This window comes from Mycolicibacterium smegmatis, from assembly GCF_001457595.1.
Lineage (GTDB): Bacteria > Actinomycetota > Actinomycetes > Mycobacteriales > Mycobacteriaceae > Mycobacterium > Mycobacterium smegmatis.
Genome location: NZ_LN831039.1, coordinates 2,842,801 through 2,858,710 on the forward strand (window position 1 = coordinate 2,842,801; position 15,910 = coordinate 2,858,710).

General features: G+C 68.2%; 18 protein-coding genes. 1 reads left to right on the top strand and 17 read right to left on the bottom strand.

Annotated features, from left to right (window positions below):
* The first annotated feature begins 155 nt into the window (after positions 1–155).
* Positions 156–1,361 (top strand): IS110 family RNA-guided transposase, encoded by a 1,206-nt coding sequence (locus AT701_RS13610; RefSeq protein WP_003893153.1) that lies wholly within the window; start codon positions 156–158, stop codon positions 1,359–1,361.
* A 26-nt stretch (positions 1,362–1,387) separates the two neighbouring features.
* On the opposite strand, the gene hypE is transcribed toward AT701_RS13610, so the two are convergent.
* The 17 genes from hypE to AT701_RS13695 all read right to left on the bottom strand — a co-directional run bounded on the left by hypE (position 1,388) and on the right by AT701_RS13695 (position 15,691).
* A complete protein-coding gene (hypE, locus tag AT701_RS13615) occupies positions 1,388–2,461 on the bottom strand; it encodes a hydrogenase expression/formation protein HypE (protein ID WP_058126010.1) in 1,074 nt (357 codons plus the stop codon).
* The gene (locus tag AT701_RS13620; protein ID WP_058126011.1) at positions 2,458–3,141 is read right to left on the bottom strand and encodes a D-sedoheptulose-7-phosphate isomerase; all 684 of its coding nucleotides are present in this window, start codon (positions 3,139–3,141) and stop codon (positions 2,458–2,460) included. The genes hypE and AT701_RS13620 overlap by 4 nt, the downstream gene beginning before the upstream one ends.
* A complete protein-coding gene (locus AT701_RS13625; protein ID WP_058126012.1) occupies positions 3,138–3,875 on the bottom strand; it encodes a hydrogenase assembly protein HupF in 738 nt (245 codons plus the stop codon). Before AT701_RS13625 ends, AT701_RS13620 begins: the two co-directional genes overlap by 4 nt.
* Positions 3,872–4,063: a hypothetical protein gene (locus tag AT701_RS13630; RefSeq protein ID WP_058126013.1), complete on the bottom strand. Its 192-nt coding sequence runs from the start codon at positions 4,061–4,063 to the stop codon at positions 3,872–3,874. The genes AT701_RS13625 and AT701_RS13630 overlap by 4 nt, the downstream gene beginning before the upstream one ends.
* Positions 4,060–4,788 carry a DUF6390 family protein gene (locus AT701_RS13635; RefSeq protein ID WP_058126014.1) on the bottom strand — a complete coding sequence of 243 codons (729 nt, stop codon included), beginning with the start codon at positions 4,786–4,788 and terminating at the stop codon, positions 4,060–4,062. The genes AT701_RS13630 and AT701_RS13635 overlap by 4 nt, the downstream gene beginning before the upstream one ends.
* Before the next feature lie 4 nt (positions 4,789–4,792).
* Positions 4,793–7,084: a carbamoyltransferase HypF gene (gene hypF, locus AT701_RS13640; RefSeq protein WP_058126015.1), complete on the bottom strand. Its 2,292-nt coding sequence runs from the start codon at positions 7,082–7,084 to the stop codon at positions 4,793–4,795.
* Complete coding sequence (locus tag AT701_RS13645; protein ID WP_058126016.1) at positions 7,081–7,341, bottom strand: HypC/HybG/HupF family hydrogenase formation chaperone; 261 nt, start codon at positions 7,339–7,341, stop codon at positions 7,081–7,083. The genes hypF and AT701_RS13645 overlap by 4 nt, the downstream gene beginning before the upstream one ends.
* 1 nt (position 7,342) lies before the next feature.
* Positions 7,343–7,825 (bottom strand): hydrogenase maturation protease, encoded by a 483-nt coding sequence (locus AT701_RS13650; RefSeq protein WP_003894097.1) that lies wholly within the window; start codon positions 7,823–7,825, stop codon positions 7,343–7,345.
* Positions 7,826–7,828: 3 nt separating this feature from the next.
* Positions 7,829–7,948: a DUF6893 family small protein gene (locus AT701_RS36130; protein ID WP_003894098.1), complete on the bottom strand. Its 120-nt coding sequence runs from the start codon at positions 7,946–7,948 to the stop codon at positions 7,829–7,831.
* Positions 7,949–7,973: 25 nt separating this feature from the next.
* A complete protein-coding gene (locus tag AT701_RS13660; RefSeq protein WP_058126017.1) occupies positions 7,974–9,299 on the bottom strand; it encodes a hypothetical protein in 1,326 nt (441 codons plus the stop codon).
* Complete coding sequence (locus AT701_RS13665; protein ID WP_011728541.1) at positions 9,296–9,952, bottom strand: DUF6084 family protein; 657 nt, start codon at positions 9,950–9,952, stop codon at positions 9,296–9,298. Before AT701_RS13665 ends, AT701_RS13660 begins: the two co-directional genes overlap by 4 nt.
* Positions 9,949–10,599 carry a DUF5947 family protein gene (locus AT701_RS13670; protein WP_058126018.1) on the bottom strand — a complete coding sequence of 217 codons (651 nt, stop codon included), beginning with the start codon at positions 10,597–10,599 and terminating at the stop codon, positions 9,949–9,951. Before AT701_RS13670 ends, AT701_RS13665 begins: the two co-directional genes overlap by 4 nt.
* Positions 10,596–11,519 carry a NifU-related iron-sulfur-binding protein gene (locus AT701_RS13675; protein ID WP_058126019.1) on the bottom strand — a complete coding sequence of 308 codons (924 nt, stop codon included), beginning with the start codon at positions 11,517–11,519 and terminating at the stop codon, positions 10,596–10,598. Before AT701_RS13675 ends, AT701_RS13670 begins: the two co-directional genes overlap by 4 nt.
* 3 nt (positions 11,520–11,522) lie before the next feature.
* Positions 11,523–13,319, bottom strand: a complete 1,797-nt coding sequence (locus AT701_RS13680; RefSeq protein ID WP_003894103.1) for a nickel-dependent hydrogenase large subunit — start codon at positions 13,317–13,319, stop codon at positions 11,523–11,525.
* Positions 13,320–13,421: 102 nt separating this feature from the next.
* Positions 13,422–14,477, bottom strand: a complete 1,056-nt coding sequence (locus tag AT701_RS13685; RefSeq protein WP_011728543.1) for an NADH-quinone oxidoreductase subunit B family protein — start codon at positions 14,475–14,477, stop codon at positions 13,422–13,424.
* A 109-nt stretch (positions 14,478–14,586) separates the two neighbouring features.
* Positions 14,587–15,360, bottom strand: coding sequence for a hydrogenase nickel incorporation protein HypB (gene hypB, locus AT701_RS13690; RefSeq protein WP_058126020.1), 774 nt, complete (start codon positions 15,358–15,360; stop codon positions 14,587–14,589).
* Position 15,361: 1 nt separating this feature from the next.
* Positions 15,362–15,691, bottom strand: a complete 330-nt coding sequence (locus AT701_RS13695; protein ID WP_003894106.1) for a hydrogenase maturation nickel metallochaperone HypA/HybF — start codon at positions 15,689–15,691, stop codon at positions 15,362–15,364.
* Positions 15,692–15,910 lie beyond the last annotated feature (219 nt).

Genomic DNA, 15,910 nt, shown 5'->3' on the forward strand with positions numbered 1-15,910 from the left:
CCGGCCCCTTGGTGCGGCTTGAAAGGACTGGCCGCCCGGCCTGCCTGGACTTCTCTGGCCGCTGATTGAGATCTGCGATGTGATCGCTTGTTTAAGGAAATGCTGGCGGGGTTGTCCTTGGGGATCATGTTGGCAGACAAGCGAAAAGAGGTGTGATGGCGGCGGGCCAGGTGTGGGCTGGAGTGGATGTCGGTAAAGAGCATCACTGGGTATGTGTGGTCGACGACAGCGGGAAGGTGGTGTTGTCGCGCCGGTTGGTTAACGATGAGCAACCGATCCGAGAGCTCGTGGCTGAAATCGACGAGCTGGCCGAGCGAGTGTTGTGGGCGGTGGACCTGACCACGGTGTATGCCGCCCTGTTGTTGACGGTGCTGGCCGACGCTGGCAAAACGGTCCGGTACCTGGCCGGCCGGGCGGTGTGGCAGGCCTCGGCGACCTACCGCGGTGGGGAGGCCAAAACCGACGCCAAAGATGCACGGGTGATCGCCGACCAGTCGCGGATGCGCGGGCAGGACTTGCCCGTTCTGCATCCCAATGATGACTTGATCAGCGAGTTGCGGATGCTCACCGGCCATCGCGCCGACCTCGTGGCCGACCGCACCCGCACAATAAACCGGCTGCGCCAACAACTCGTCGCGGTCTGCCCGGCCCTGGAACGAGCCGCCCAACTGAGCCAAGACCGTGGCTGGGTGGTATTGCTGGCGCGCTACCAGCGTCCCAAAGCGATTCGGCAAAGCGGTGTTTCGCGGCTGACCAAAGTCTTGACCGATGCCGGTGTGCGCAACGCCGCCTCGATCGCGGGGGCTGCGGTGGCCGCGGTGAAAACCCAGACGGTGCGTCTGCCCGGCGAAGAGGTGGCCGCCGGGTTGGTCGCTGATCTGGCACGGGAGGTGATTGCCCTCGATGACCGCATCAAGACCACCGACGCCGACATCGAGGGCCGATTTCGCCGCCATCCACTCGCCGAGGTGATCACCAGTATGCCCGGCATGGGATTTCGACTCGGCGCCGAACTCCTCGCTGCCGTCGGTGATCCCGCACTGATCGGATCGGCTGACCAACTCGCGGCCTGGGCCGGCCTGGCACCAGTGTCTCGAGACTCCGGAAAGCGCACCGGACGACTGCACACCCCCAAGCGCTACAGTCGCCGACTGCGCCGAGTCATGTACATGTCGGCGTTGACCGCGATCCGCTGCGACCCAGATTCCAAGGCCTACTACCAGCGCAAACGAGACGAAGGAAAGCGGCCGATCCCCGCCACCATCTGCCTGGCACGACGGCGCACCAACGTTCTCTACGCCCTCATCCGCGACAACCGGACCTGGCAACCTGAATCACCCCCAAACATCGCGGCGGCTTGACTTCTTCATTGAGAGTCCTTTCGGGCTCAGCAGATGCGGGGCAGCGGATCGCCGACCAGCATGTCGACGATGCGGCTACCGCCGAACGACGTTCGCAGCGCGACGATTCCGGCAGGCTCGGACGTGATCTCCCCGACGATCGCGGCATTGGCACCCTGTGGGTGCGCGCGCAGCGCGGCCACCGCGGCAGCGGCCTCGTCGTGCGGCACGACGGCGAGGAACTTGCCCTCGTTGGCGACGTAGAGCGGGTCGATGCCCAGCATGTCGCACGCACCGAGCACCTGGGGTGCGACCGGGAGGCGCTGTTCGTCGAGGATCACCGCGTACGGCGCATCCTTGGCCAGTTCGTTGCACACGGTTCCGACGCCGCCGCGCGTCGCGTCGCGCATCCACCGTGTCGATGGTGCTGCGGCCAACAGGATCTCGACGATGTCGTGAACCGGCGCGGTGTCGGATTCGATGTCGGCGTCGATCGCGAGGTCGCCGCGGGCCAGCATGACGGCCATACCGTGTTCGCCGATCGTCCCCGAGAGCACGACCTGATCGCCCGGGCGGACGTCGGCGCGTGACAGCCGCCGTCCCGCGGGCACCACTCCCACACCGGCCGTGCAGATGTAGAGCCCGTCGGCCGCGCCTTTACCGACCACTTTCGTGTCGCCGGTGACGATGTGGACACCGGCCCGGGCCGCGGCCTCGCTCATGTCGGCGACGATCTCGCGCAGTTCGGCGATCGGGAATCCCTCCTCGATGACGAAACCCGCCGACAGCCACTGCGGGCGCGCGCCCGACACCGCGAGGTCGTTGATGGTGCCGTGCACCGCGACGTGCCCGATCGATCCGCCCGGGAACCGGTGTGGGGCAACGACGTACGAGTCCGTGGTGAACGCCAGGGTGTCACCGGACGGGGTCCGTACGAGCGCGGCGTCACCGAGTTGTTCGAGCTCAGGGTTGCGGAATGCCTCCAGGAACACCGCGTCGACGAGTGCGGCCGACGACTTGCCGCCCGCACCGTGCGCCAGGGTCACCACGTCGTCGAGCAGGCGTGGACGGCGCTGCCGGAACTGGTCGATGCGCTCGAGCACCTGGTTCTCGGTTCTCATGATGCGCCCGCCCGTGCGGCCGCCATGTGCTCCTGGGCCACGCTCCAGAGCCGGTAGCCGAGCATGGCGTGCGACTCCTGGATGCGGTGAATGCTCTGGCTGTGCACCGTGAAACAGAAATCCAGGTCGTCGGTCGCTGCCATGCGCCCGCCGTCGTGCCCGGCGAAGCCGATGGTCAGCAGGCCCCGCTGCTTGGCTTCGCCGATCGCGGTCATCAGATCCTCGGAGTTGCCCGAGGTCGACAGCGCGACGGCGATGTCGCGGTCGCGGGCATGGGCGATGATCTGCCGCTTGAAGATCAACTCGAAACCCACGTCGTTGCCCAGCGCGGTCACCACGGCCTCGTCGGCGGCCAGGGACCACGCCGCGACGGGGCGGCCACGCGCGGGTCTGCTGAACAACGATGCCAGCGTCGCTGCGTCGGTCGAACTCCCACCATTGCCCAGCGTGTACAACCGGCCGCCGCGCAGGAACCGCTCGGCCATCTGCGCGCCGGCCGCCCGCAGCGCGTCGTCGTACTCGTGCAGCGATTCCTGTTGCAATCTGGCACTTTCAGCAGCCTTGCTGCGTGCGGATGCGGCGAGATCGCCGAGCAGTGCGCCGACGTCGCTCTCCTCGGATTCGATGAAGGGGTAGAGGAATCCCGTGGTGTCGGGGTTGCCGGTGCTCCCTGTCGTCATGGCGTCACCTCATCTTCTGCCGCGGTCACCGCCGCGATGGCCACGCCGCCGTGCACCAGCAGCAGGTCGTCGACGTCGACCGCGCCGAGCATCGCGGTGTCGACCCACTCCTCGCCGCGCGCGGTGCGTACCAGGGCCTCACGGCCCGCACCGGCGGGTGGCAGGATCACCTCGGCGAGGCGGCCCTCGTCACTGCACGTGACGCACGTCTGAGTGTCATCGGCAGGCGTCGTCAGCAGCCCCGGATGTTCGAAGCACACGTGCGTCAGTTCCCACAGCAGGTGGTACATCAGCACGAACCGCCCGGTGGCGGGCACCATCGGATCGTCGGAGTCGACCCACAGGATGTGGTGCGCGGCCCCGGCGGGCGGGCGCGGTCCCGAACCGATCCACAACGTCGTGACGCCCCACGCGTCGGCGCGGCGCATCGCGTCGGTCACGGCCGCGTCGTCGGCCGCGGCGACGGCCAGCAGCAGGTCACCCGGTTGGCTCGCGACCCGGGCCTGGGCGACCGGATCGGACTCGACCAGCGCCACCGACGGGAGCGCCCGCTTGCCCATGATCACGGGGTGGACGAACTCGACCGCGACATGGTGGGCGTGCGGTTCCCACTGCGGTGCGATCACCCACAGCGTGGCGCCGTCGTGGAACTTGCGCGCGACGTCGAGGGCCGCGGTCGCGAGGTCGGCCGACAGGTCGGTGCCGACGAATGTCGGTGCGGGGATGGTGGTCATGGGGTCTGGTCATCTCCTTCGGCGCCCCCTTCGGCACCGTGATCGGGCACGCTCTCGTCGCCCCGATAGGTGCCCGACGGCCGGTCGGTGGGGCCGCCCGACGGCTCATCGGATCCGGTGTCGCGTGAACCCGGCGCACCGCGCTCTTCCTGTGGTTCCTCGGACAGATGTCCGCCCGGAGTGGTCATGCTTCCTCCTTCACCTCGCGCAACGCGTTGACGACGCCGAGCGTGGTCAGGGTCGATTCGGTCAACGCGGTGACGTCGTGGGGGGACAGGGTGTCGCACACCCAGTCCCAATGTGCCGAGACGGTGTCGCCGGGGCGGGGCGCCGCGATGAGCGACGCGCCGCCGCGGCTCCATCGGACGTATTCGGCTACGGCGCTGTCGAGTTCGATGCGCCGGCCGTTGCGAACCAGGGGACGGGATTCGAGTTTCACGTGCTCGCCTTCGACCTCGACGACCGTGCCCCACCGGATCCGGCAGTTCTGCAACACGTGCAGTGCGGGTTCGGGATTGCGGTCGAGGAACCGGATCCACGGATACACCACGAACACGTGGAAACTGTGGTGTGCCAGAACCGACTTCGACACCGGGACGTCTTCGAGGAGCCCCATGACCTGACCCGCGAAAGCCGTGCGGAGATCGGCAACGAGGTCCGCCGGGTCGACGCGGTTCAGCACGGGCCCGCCGACCCAGTAGCCGGCCACGACGTCTTCGGCCAACGGTTCAGCGCCGATCGCGTGCGCGATCGCACGCAGGTAGGGCCAGGCGCCGTCGAACTCGGGTGCGTGGAAGGCCAGTTCGGCGGGCTCGGCTGCTCCGTCCGGACCGCAGTAGCCGAGCTCGTTGGGCGGGAAGGCGTACCGGGTGAACAGCTCGTACCCGGCCGGCAGCGGGGAATGGACGACCATCGCGCTACCCCGCGTTCCCGACGAGCAGTTGTCCCAGCGCGAGGCCGCCGTCGTTGGGTGGTACCCGGCAGGCGGTGAGCGCGTGGATCCCGCTGTCGCGCAGGCCCGCCAGCGTCAACCGGAGCAGCAGCGCGTTCTGGAACACGCCGCCGGTCAGCGCGACGGGACCACCCGCGGCCAGACGCGCGAGGTCGACGACGAGGTCCGCGACGGCCTGGTGGAAGCGCGCACTGATGACCGCGGGTGGCACGTGTGCCCGCAGGTCGGCGATCACCGCGGCGAGAACGGGCGCCGCATCGAAGGTCACCGGTCGGCGGTCCGTGTACATCGCGAAGGCGTACGCCGTTGCGCCGGTAGGGGTGTGACGTGCCTGCCCCTCCAGTTCGATCGCGGCCTGCGCCTCGTAGTCGACGGTCTGGCGTACCCCGATCAACGCCGAGACGGCGTCGAACAGGCGGCCCATGCTCGACGTGGGTACACAGCCCGTTCCGGTGTTCAGTTGGCCGCACAGCGCGCGGCGTTCGCCCTCGGGACACGCCCGAACCGGTGGCAGGTCGGCATCCCACGGGATGCCTGCCGCCCACAGATGCGACAGCGCCATCCGGTAGGGCCGCCGCACGCTCACGTCACCGCCCGCGAGCGGCACATACGCGAGGTGGGCGATGCGCTCGAAACCCTTGTAGTCGGCGAGCAGGACCTCGCCGCCCCACACCGCGCCGTCGGACCCGAAACCGGTGCCGTCGAACGCGATACCGAGCACGCGCGCTGACCCGTCCAAGCCGTGCTCGGCCATGACCGCCGCGATGTGCGCGTGGTGATGCTGCACCGACCGCACCGGCCGGCCCCCGGCGTTGCGGTGTGCCCAGGCCGTCGAACGGTATCCCGGGTGCGCGTCGGCGGCGAGCATGCGCGGCGTGGTGCCGGTGAGTGCCTGCAGGTGCGTCACCGCGCGGTCGAAAGCCGACAGCGCGGCGAGATCGTCCATGTCGCCGATGTAGCCGCTGAGCCACGCGTACTCGTGGTCGCCGACGGCGACGGTGTTCTTGAGATCGGCGCCCACCGCCAGCGTCGGCACGACCGGGACCGGTAACGCCACCGGCAGCGGCGCGTAGCCGCGGGACCGGCGGATCGCCATCTCGGAGACCTCGTCGTCGTCGACGACGCGGACCACGGAGTCGTCACACGGCACCAGGATCGCGCGGTCGTGTGTCAACCATGCGTCGGCGAGGCCCGACAGACGTTGCAGCGCATCGTCGTCGGCGAAGCAGATCGGTTCGCCGCTGAGGTTGGCCGAGGTCATGACCAGCGCTGCAGGTCCCGGCGGGTCACCGGGAAGCCCGAACAGCAGGGCGTGCAGCGGACTGTAGGCCAGCATCACGCCCAGATCGGGGTTGTGTGGGGAAACCTCGGGGCAGACGAGGGTCTCGGACCGGCGTGGTATCAGCACGATGGGACGCTGCGGTCCGCACAGCAGGCGCGCCGCGACGTCGCCGACCTCGGCGACCGCGCGTGCGGTGGCGAGTTCGGCCACCATCACCGCGAACGGCTTGTCACCCCGGCGTTTCCGGTGTCTGAGTTCGGCGACGCTCACGCGGTTTGCGGCATCGCACGCGAGGTGGTAACCGCCTATGCCCTTGACCGCGACGATGCCGCCGGTGGCCAGCAGTTGCCGCGCGCGCTGCAGCGCGTGTTCACCGGTGGCGTGTTCACCCTCTGTGGTGAGCAAGCGCAGCGTGGGCCCACAGTTCGGGCAGCACACCGGTTGCGCGTGGAACCGCCGGTCGTCCGGATCGCGGTATTCGCGGGCGCACTCGGTGCACATCGGGAAGCCGGCCATGGTGGTGCTCGCGCGGTCGTACGGCAACGACGCGATGATCGTGAACCGCGGCCCGCAGTTCGTGCAGTTGATGAATGCGTGGCGATGGCGGCGGTTGGCCGGATCCCGTTGCTCGGCGGCGCAGTCCCGGCACATCGCGACATCCGGTGACACCAGGGTGCGCCCACCATCGGCACGTGAGGTGTCGGTGATGCGAAAGCCCGTGCCGCCCACGGTCGTGATGCGCCGTACCTCGACGGACTCGATCACCGCGAGCGGGGGAGGGCCGTCGTGCAGCCGCTGCAGGAACCGCTCGAGATCGCCCTCGTCACCCTCGATCTCGATGATCGCACCGGAACTGTCGTTGCGTACGTGCCCGGTCAGGCCCATCGCCGCGGCCGTGGTGTAGACGAACGGACGGAACCCGACCCCCTGGACGACGCCGTGCACGTCGATGCGGAGCCGCAGGCGCGCGGTCACGGCGCACCCCCGAGGGAGTCGGGCCGACCGCGTCCCATCAGTTCGAGGCCCTCCAGCGCGGCCTGCGCCCCGGCGGCGTCGGTCTTCTCGACGACGAAACCCATGTGGATGACCACCCAGTCGCCTTCGGCGAACGTCTCCTCGGGCAGCATGCCGACATTGACCTTGCGATGCTCACCCGCGACGTCGACCAGGGCGAGTTGTCCGCCGTAGCCGTCGAGCATCCGGACCACCCGTCCGGGAATTCCCAGGCACATGTCAGGTCCTCCGCACCGGGGTCCGGTGATCTGCCACCGCGGATCTGATCGCCTCGACCGCAGCGGGGACGGCGGCGGCGACCGCGTCGGACAGTCCGATGCCTTCGGCGACACTGCCCACCTCACAACCGATCACGACCGTGGGCGGCACGGCGCCGCCGAGGGCGCGCACGGTCGCGAACACGGCCGCGGGATCCATGGCGTGCGCATCGAGGCCGGGGGTCGTGTCCATGGGGTCGGCCTCGAAGACGCGTAGGGTCCCGGGCCGGACGCGACACGGCAGGGCGTCGACCAGCACCAGGAGGTCCCAGCCCTCGAGCAGGTCGTACGCCAGGTGCAGCCCGCGGATTCCGTAGTCGCACAGACGGACACCCGCGGCAGCCACGTCCGGTGGCACACGGCGCAGCACCTCGGGACCGAACCCGTCGTCACCGAGGAAGATGTTGCCGATGCCGGCCACCAGGACCGAGTGCGTGATCGTCACTCCTCACATACGCCGCATCTTCAGATACCGCTGCGCGTCCGGTATCGAACGAACTCCGACCACCACGCCCGCGACCACCACGGCCGCGACGACGACGACCGCGGCCCACCCGACTGCTTCCATCTGGCACTCCTCTCACTGCGTCCGCTCATATGGGTTCGATTTCGTCCGGCGCGAAGTACAGGTAACGGCCGTACCAGTCGTGCAGGTCGGCCGCCGGATCGTCGTCGAGCACCACACCGACATGCCGTTCGCCGTCGACGTCCTCGTGAATGGAGGCCACCCAGGCGATCCGGTTGTCGAAGAACAGATCCTGTGCGTCGGCGCGGCGAGACGGATGCAGCCGCACCCGGCAGCCGCGGCTGACCGCGACACCGTTGACCAGCACGGCATCGACCGCCGGGTCGACGGCGTTGTCCGCCAGCGGATCCCACCACGGCACGCCGTCGGGGACCTCCGGGAGCAGGCTGGACCGCTCATCGTCGGTGGTGCGCAGTACGCCGTGCAGGTCGAGCATCGCCTCGGCGGACATGGCGTCGCACCGGTCGATGATCTGCGCGGCGAGCGGGTCGGTCGCGCGCGCCAGCAGCTTCTCCTCGTCGGTCAGCGCCATCACGCGCAGGGTGAGGATCTCGTCGATCTCGCACGAGTCGTACAGGGCGCCCCGGCTCTGCGCGGCGATCTGGGGGTGGTCGTAGAGGATGATCGGTGAGACCAGCATGAGATCTCGGGTCCCGTCGGGCCCGGCCAGAACCGGGAAGCAGCGGTGCCGCTCACACCGCGACACTGCTTCGGCCGCGCGATCATCCGGTTCGAGCAGTGACACGAACTCGCCGTCGTCGATCTCGGCGATCAGGTGGGTGCCGAGGAACGACACCGCGGTCGCGCTCTGCCTGTCCTCGACCGGAGCGGCGCGGTTGCGCACCGTCATCGTCACCCGGAACAGGTCGCCGTCGGGTTCGGCCCGAAGGAGCAGTTCACCGCACAGGGCCCGGCGGGTGCGAACCAGACGCCCGCCCTCGACGGTCTCGATCTCGCGGCCGCCTTCGACGGTGATCGGGTGCGTTCGCGAAGTCGTGAGATCATCGACATCGAACGGGCCGAGGGTGACCTGCTGCGCGACGGCCTCGTCCCAGCTCAGCCATGAGCCCGCGGTGGACACGAGTTCGTCGACGGGGACGAAACTTTCGCGCGCGGCGTCGTCGAGGTGGCGGCGCTCGGCCGACCTGTGCTGCAGCTGCAGGAAACGGACCGTCACCGAGAGCCGTCCGCGGCCGTCGCCGCGGACGAGGAGCTGTGCGGACATCGAGCTGTTCTCGCCGATCCCGGCGGATTCGGCGCCTTCGGGCCCCAGAACGCCCCACTGCCAACGGCACTGGTTCTTGGCCGCATCCCCACGGTAGGGGTACAGCAGGTAACCCTCGTAGAGCACGGCATCGGCGACTGCGAGGACCTGTTCTGTGGCGGTGCTCATGGGATGTCCTCCCGGGCCAGCAGTGTGCCGACCGCTTCGTCGAACGACAGCAACCCCCGCTGGGTCTTGTACCCGGCGAGCCGCTCGAGGGTGTCGCGGTCCAGCCGCAGCCAGCCGGTGTGGGGGAAGTGCCGCTCCATCAGGAGCTGCCACACCGCGACGGGCATGTCGACGTGGTCCTCGCGGTCCCACGGGATGTGCTGGACCGCGAGCCCGCCTGCACCGCGGGTGAACACGGTGCCGCTGAACAGGAATTGCAGCGGCACCGTGCCCTCCCGCAGTGCGTGCAGATATTTCGACGCCGCGACCTCGAAGTCGTACGTGCAGTTCAACGCCAGGTCGATCTGTGTGGCGCCGGTGAAGCCGGGGACCATCGCCGCCGTGTGCTGCCACAGGAACGTGTGCTGCGTGGTGTTCCAGCGGTCGCGGGGCCCGAACAGATCCAGTAGACCGGCGGCCTCGGCGTCGGTGTAGGCGCGCCGTAGCGGGTCGATGCGAACCTGACACCGCAGCGCGATCGCGTGCACAGGGTCTTCACCCGTCGCGGACACGCCCAGCCGCGCCGTCAGGATCGGTGTCACCGCAAAGGGTTCCGGCGCGATGTCGAGAACCGCGAAGGTGACCGCGAGCGGATCTGCGCCAAGGCTGGTCACGGCGGCACCTCCGTGCCCCGCTCGCGCAGCGAGTCGAAGAACTCCGCGATGTACCTGCGGACGTCCTGACCGCCGTCGAAGCCGCGCCACAGCAGCCGCAGCCTCCCCACGAACTCGTAGCACGTGTCGATGGGCACGAGATGACAAGCGGGAGCGGTGTTCTCGTCGTCGCCCTGGTCGACGCGGAGCATCAACGCCTCGGTGTCGTCGGCGAGCAGCGTGGCCCGTGGATCGGCGTTCTCGATGTCCTGCCAGGCGGTGAGGTCCAGTTCGGATTCGGTCGCGCCGGCCGGGCCCGGATAGAACGCGGCCACCCGTCCGAGGACGGAGTTGCGCATGAAGAACACCACACCGACCGGAATCTGCAGCGCCTCCAGTTCGCGCCTGTCCAGGGCGAATTGCGGAAACGTCAGGTAGCGATCCGGCACGGCGCGGTACCGCAGCTCGGCATGATCGTGGGTGAACAGCAGATAGCAGGCCCGGCACACGCACATCAGCTGCCGGCCTTCGACGTTGACGACGTGCTGGTGGTGCCCGCCGATCGGTTCTGCGCACATCTCGCAGCACTCGTCGGTGCTCGCAGCCGGGCCGCCACGGACGTCCCGGGTCGCGCGGATCCGGGCCAGGACGTCCTGCGGGCCGGTCACGGTCCGGCCTCACCTGCGGTGGACCACAGGGCCAGCGTCGGCACACCGTCACGCATCAGGACCGGCACGGGTTCGAGCTGGGCGGAATCCGACAGGCCCGCGTGGACCACGTCGAAACCGGTGGCGCAGTGCGGGCATCGCAACACCTGCCCGGTGAGCACCGCACCGGCGAACGTGCGGCCGCACGATGCGCAGCGGTCGTGGTAGGCGAAGTATTCGTCGCCGACCCGGCAGGCCATCACCGTGGCTCCGTCGACGCGGAACCCACCCACCTGACCGGGGGAGAGGCCGTCGAGCTCGGGGACCGCATGCCATTCGACGTGGCGCCTGCCGTCGGAGTGCACACGCGCCAGCAGCGATTGCGCGGGGATCACGGCAGCAGGTTCCGGTTCGGCGTTCACCACCTCGATCGACGACACCTCCGGGGCCGCGGCCAGCACGGCGTCGGAGATCGCGAGCTCCAAGGTGGCCGCCGACGACGGGCAGCTCTTGCAGCTGCCGCTGAACCGCAACCGCGCCACCGCACCGTCTGCCCCTGGCACGACGTCGAGCAGTCGGACATCACCGCCGTGGGAACCGAGATACGGCCGCACGCGGTCGAGGGCGTCGGCGATGCGGCGGTGCACCGGATGCGGGTGCAGGCCGTGCACCAACAGCAGGCTCGCCACCAGATCGTCGGCCGCGAACGTCCCGGCGAGCTCCGGTGCGGCCGTGACCGCGGCGCGCACCATGCGTTCCAGCGCGGCGCCGTAGAGGTCGGTGACCTCGCGCACCAACTGCTCGGCGCGGGCCCGCGCGGTCGGGCCGGCCGCGGCGTCGAGGAGGCTCTCGATCCGCTCACCCGCCGTGCGCCATCGGGCCTCGTCGCCGGACTGTGTGTCAACGGGAACGTCGGCAAGTGGCGTGACGGCGGGCGCCATGCGTCAGTCCCCGGTCGCGGACTGTGTCGGAGTGTGCAGCAGGTCCAAGGTTTTTCCGCCGCCGAGGTACATGTGCACACCGCACGGCAGGCACGGATCGAAGCTGCGCACCGTGCGCATGATGTCGATGCCCTTGAAGTGCTCCCGATCGTTCTCCTCGAAGATCGGCTGACCCTGCACGGCGTCCTCGTAGGGCCCCGGTGTGCCGTAGCTGTCACGGGGATTGGCGTTCCACGGCGTCGGTGGGTACGGGTGGTAGTTCGCGATCTTGCCGTCGCGGATCACCATGTGGTGGCTCAGCACGCCGCGAACGGCCTCGGTGAACCCGCAGCCGATGCCCTCGTCGGGCACCTCGAACTTCTCCCACGTCTTGGTGCGGCCCGCGCGGATCTCGGTGAGTGCCTTCTCGGCGAAGTGCAGCGCACACGCCGCGGCGTAGGCCTGGAAGTACGTCCTGGCGCGGTTGCGTTCGATGGTGTTGCTGCCCTTGGCCGGGATCTTCCACTCGAATTCGACGGGTCCCTTGAGCGCGGTCTTGGGCAGGTTGATCTGCACGCTGTTGCCGGTCGACCTGACGTAGCCGATGTCGACGAGGCCTGCCAGCGCGGTCGCCCACAACCGTGCGAGCGGTCCGCCCCCGGTGTCGAGGGCGAGGTGGTCCTTGCCGTCGAACCACCGCGGCGACATCACCCAGCTGTAGTTCTCGTCGAAGTCGCGCTTCTGCGGCTTGGGGTTGGTGTGCTGATTCCACGGATGCCGCCGGTCCACCGGATTGCCCAGCGGATCGGTCTTGACGAACATCTCCTGGTCTTCCCAGTCGTCGTAATAGCTGTGGCCCAACAGGATCCGGATGCCGAGGTTGATATCCACCAGCGATGTGGTGACCAGCTTGCCGTCGACGACCACGCCGGGGGTGACGAACATCTTGCGGCCCCAGGCCTCCATGTCGCGGTAGCTGAAGTTGCAGTGCTCGGGGTCCTGGAACGAACCCCAGCACCCCAGCAGCGTGCGGCGCAGACCCACCTGCTCGTACCCGGGCAGTGCCTCGTAGAAGAAGTCGAAGAGGTCGTCGTGCATCGGGACGACCTTCTTCATGAACTCGACGTAGCGCATCAACCGTGTCATGTAGTCGGTCATCAGCTGGATCGTCGCCACGGTGCCGACCCCGCCGGGATACAGCGTGGACGGGTGCACATGGCGACCTTCCATGAGGCAGAACATCTCTCGGGTCCACCGGCTGACCTGCAGCGCCTCACGGTAGAACTCGCCGGTGAACGGGTTGAGGGCCCGCATGATGTCGGCGATCGTCCGGTAGCCGTGCATGCCCGCGTGCGGCGCCTCGGTGTTCTCGGCCTTGGCCAGCACACTCGGATTGGTCTCGGAGACCATCTTCTCGCAGAAGTCCACCCCGACCAGGTTCTCCTGGAAGATGTTGTGGTCGAACATGTACTCCGCGGCCTCACCCAGGTTGACGATCCACTCGGCGACGTGGGGCGGTTGCACGCCGTAGGCCATGTTCTGGGCGTAGCACGAGCACGTGGCGTGGTTGTCACCGCAGATGCCGCAGATGCGACTGGTGATGAAGTGCGCGTCCCGCGGATCCTTGCCCTTCATGAACAGCGAGTAGCCCCGGAAGATCGACGACGTGCTGTGGCATTCGACGACCTCGCGGTTCTCGAAGTCGATCTTGGTGTAGATGCCGAGGCTGCCGACGATGCGTGTGATGGGGTCCCACGACATCTCCACCAGTTGGCCCGGCTCGCGTTCGGTGTCTGACGGCTTGGGAGCTGTGGTGGTCATCAGGATCTTCTTCCGTGAAGGACGCTGCGGGGGAGGAGATGTCGACACCGCGTCGAGGCGGTGGCGGACGTGGCTGCGGAGCCGACCCGCGCGGGCCGGCACCTACCAGGTGCGGGTGGCCCCGGATTCCAGCTTCGTACCGCGATGCCGCCACCGTGGTTCCTTGTCCACGGTGCGGCCGGTGATGTGGCGCAGGCTGCGGATGGCCGAGCCGTAGAGACCCGATGCGGCAGTGGAGACCTTGCCGCCGGGCGGCTCGTCCATGAACGGCATGAACTTGTCGGGGAATCCCGGCATCGTGCACCCGATGCAGATGCCGCCGACGTTGGGGCAGCCGCCGATACCGTTGATCCACCCGCGTTTCGGCACGTTGCACTTGACCACGGGGCCCCAACACCCGAGTTTGACAATGCATTTGGGGGAGCCGTACTCGGTGGCGAAGTCGCCCTGCTCGTAGTATCCGGCGCGGTCGCACCCCTCGTGCACCGACTGTCCGAACAGCCACTTCGGCCGCAGCGCGTCGTCCAGCGGGATCATGGGCGCCTGATCGGTGGCCATGTACAGCAGGTAGGTCAGGGTCTCGGCCAGGTTGTCGGGATGGATCGGGCAGCCCGGCACGCACACGATCGGTATGCCCGCCTTGCTCTTCCAGTCCCAGCCCAGATAGTCGGGCACGCCCATGGCGCCGGTCGGGTTACCGGCCATGGCATGGATCCCGCCGTAGGTGGCGCACGTGCCGACGGCGACCACCGCGGTGGCCTTCGGGGTGAGCCGGTCGAGCCACTCGCTCGTGGTGATCGGTTGCCCGGTCGCCGGGTCGTTACCGAACCCGCACCAATACCCTTCGTTCTTGATCTCCTCGTTGGGGATCGAGCCCTCGACGACGAGTACGAACGGGTCGAGTTCACCGCGTTCGGCTCTGAAGAACCAGGCGAGGAAATCGTCGGCCCCGCCCGTGGGCCCGCATTCGAAATCGATGAGGGGCCAGTGGACGGCGATCTTGGGCAGGCCGGGGAGCGCCCCGAGAGCGATCTCCTCGATGCTCGGTTGCGTGGCGGCAGTCAACGCCACAGAATCACCGTCACAACTCAATCCGGCGTTGATCCAAAGCACATGGATCAGTGCCTGTTCCGCCTTGACTGCAGCCTCCGTTGGCATACGTCACAGCTTTCCGGGGCCCGGGCTGGGGGTCCCAACGTCCCGAGTGAAGACGCGCGCGGTGTGTTCCAGCGCTGGAACTCGGTTTACTCCGGCGAGATCGGCTTTGTCAATGGATCCTTTCGCCCAACCACTCGTACCACGCCGAGAGACCATCGCCCCGCGTTGCCGAGGTCTGCAGGATGGTGACGGCAGGGTTCACCGATCGTGCGTAGCGACAACAGGTTTCGATGTCAAAGTTCACGTAGGGAAGCAGGTCGATCTTGTTGAGGATCACCAGCCCGGCCGCGGCGAACATGTGGGGGTACTTGAGGGGTTTGTCGGTGCCTTCGGTGACCGAGATGACGACGACCTTCTGGTACTCGCCGAGATCGAACAGCGCCGGACACACGAGGTTTCCGACATTCTCGATGAACAACAGCGAACCGGGGGAGGGATCGAGTGCGTCGATTGCACGGTGCACCATCGACGCGTCGAGGTGGCATCCGGCGCCGGTGTTGACCTGAACCGCGCGTGCGCCGGCCGCACGGATCCGGTCGGCGTCGAGCAGGGTCTCCTGATCGCCCTCGATCACCGCGACCGCGTGGTCACGCCCGAGATCGCGGATCGTGCGTTCGAGCAGCGTGGTCTTGCCCGCCCCCGGCGAACTCGTGATGTTGAGCGCCAGGATCCCGCGCGCGGTGAGCCATTCGCGGTTCTGTTGGGCGAGCATGTCGTTCTTGGCCAGCACGCGCTGTTCGAGCGTGACGGTCTCGGTGGGCGGGTGGTCGTGGGTGTGTGGGTGATCGTGATCGTGCTCGTGGTGGTGCGGCGGCGCTTCGCCGGCGAGGGTGACCGGGACACCGGCGCCGTCGGCCCCGCCGCATCCGCAGGTTGCGCACATGTCAGCTCACCTCCATCGACAGGATCCTGAGTTCGGCGCCCGCGGTCACCTCGACGTCGGCGCTGCCGCACGGGCACAGCAGGATGAGGTCGCCGAGGGTGAAGTCGGCGCCGCAGGTGCGGCAGTGGGCGGCGCCGGGGCGGATGTCGAGATCGAGCCGCGCGCCGTCGGCCGCCGTGCCCTCGGTGATCAGGTCGAAGCAGAACAGCATCGAGTCGGGGACCACCGCACACAACGCGCCCACCTCGAGGCGCACGCTGTGCACGCGCCGTCCCGCCGCGTGCTCACACACCGCATCGACGACGCTCTGGGTTATCGCCATCTCGTGCATCGCTGTCCGATCGGACCCGGGATGCTCCCACGGTAGGCCTGTCGTGTGCCGTCCGGCGCAAAACCGCGATGCGGGTCCGGACAGCTCGGCGTGTCCACTTGAATCGAACAGGTGTTCGTCTACTGTGGTGAAGAGTTCGACCGGACTTGTCGGTGGTCTGCTCTAACGTCACGGCCAACCGATCGGAACACCGGTCAGACACGACTACTCGGAGAGGCA

Coding starts and splice junctions, on each gene's coding strand:
- AT701_RS13610 (WP_003893153.1), top strand. CDS start 156: ATGGCGGCGGGCCAGGTGTGGGCTGGAGTGGATGTCGGTAAAGAGCAT.
- hypE (WP_058126010.1), bottom strand. CDS start 2,461: ATGAGAACCGAGAACCAGGTGCTCGAGCGCATCGACCAGTTCCGGCAG.
- AT701_RS13620 (WP_058126011.1), bottom strand. CDS start 3,141: ATGACGACAGGGAGCACCGGCAACCCCGACACCACGGGATTCCTCTAC.
- AT701_RS13625 (WP_058126012.1), bottom strand. CDS start 3,875: ATGACCACCATCCCCGCACCGACATTCGTCGGCACCGACCTGTCGGCC.
- AT701_RS13630 (WP_058126013.1), bottom strand. CDS start 4,063: ATGACCACTCCGGGCGGACATCTGTCCGAGGAACCACAGGAAGAGCGC.
- AT701_RS13635 (WP_058126014.1), bottom strand. CDS start 4,788: ATGGTCGTCCATTCCCCGCTGCCGGCCGGGTACGAGCTGTTCACCCGG.
- AT701_RS13645 (WP_058126016.1), bottom strand. CDS start 7,341: ATGTGCCTGGGAATTCCCGGACGGGTGGTCCGGATGCTCGACGGCTAC.
- AT701_RS36130 (WP_003894098.1), bottom strand. CDS start 7,948: ATGGAAGCAGTCGGGTGGGCCGCGGTCGTCGTCGTCGCGGCCGTGGTG.
- AT701_RS13660 (WP_058126017.1), bottom strand. CDS start 9,299: ATGAGCACCGCCACAGAACAGGTCCTCGCAGTCGCCGATGCCGTGCTC.
- AT701_RS13675 (WP_058126019.1), bottom strand. CDS start 11,519: ATGGCGCCCGCCGTCACGCCACTTGCCGACGTTCCCGTTGACACACAG.
- AT701_RS13680 (WP_003894103.1), bottom strand. CDS start 13,319: ATGACCACCACAGCTCCCAAGCCGTCAGACACCGAACGCGAGCCGGGC.
- AT701_RS13685 (WP_011728543.1), bottom strand. CDS start 14,477: ATGCCAACGGAGGCTGCAGTCAAGGCGGAACAGGCACTGATCCATGTG.
- hypB (WP_058126020.1), bottom strand. CDS start 15,360: ATGTGCGCAACCTGCGGATGCGGCGGGGCCGACGGCGCCGGTGTCCCG.
- AT701_RS13695 (WP_003894106.1), bottom strand. CDS start 15,691: ATGCACGAGATGGCGATAACCCAGAGCGTCGTCGATGCGGTGTGTGAG.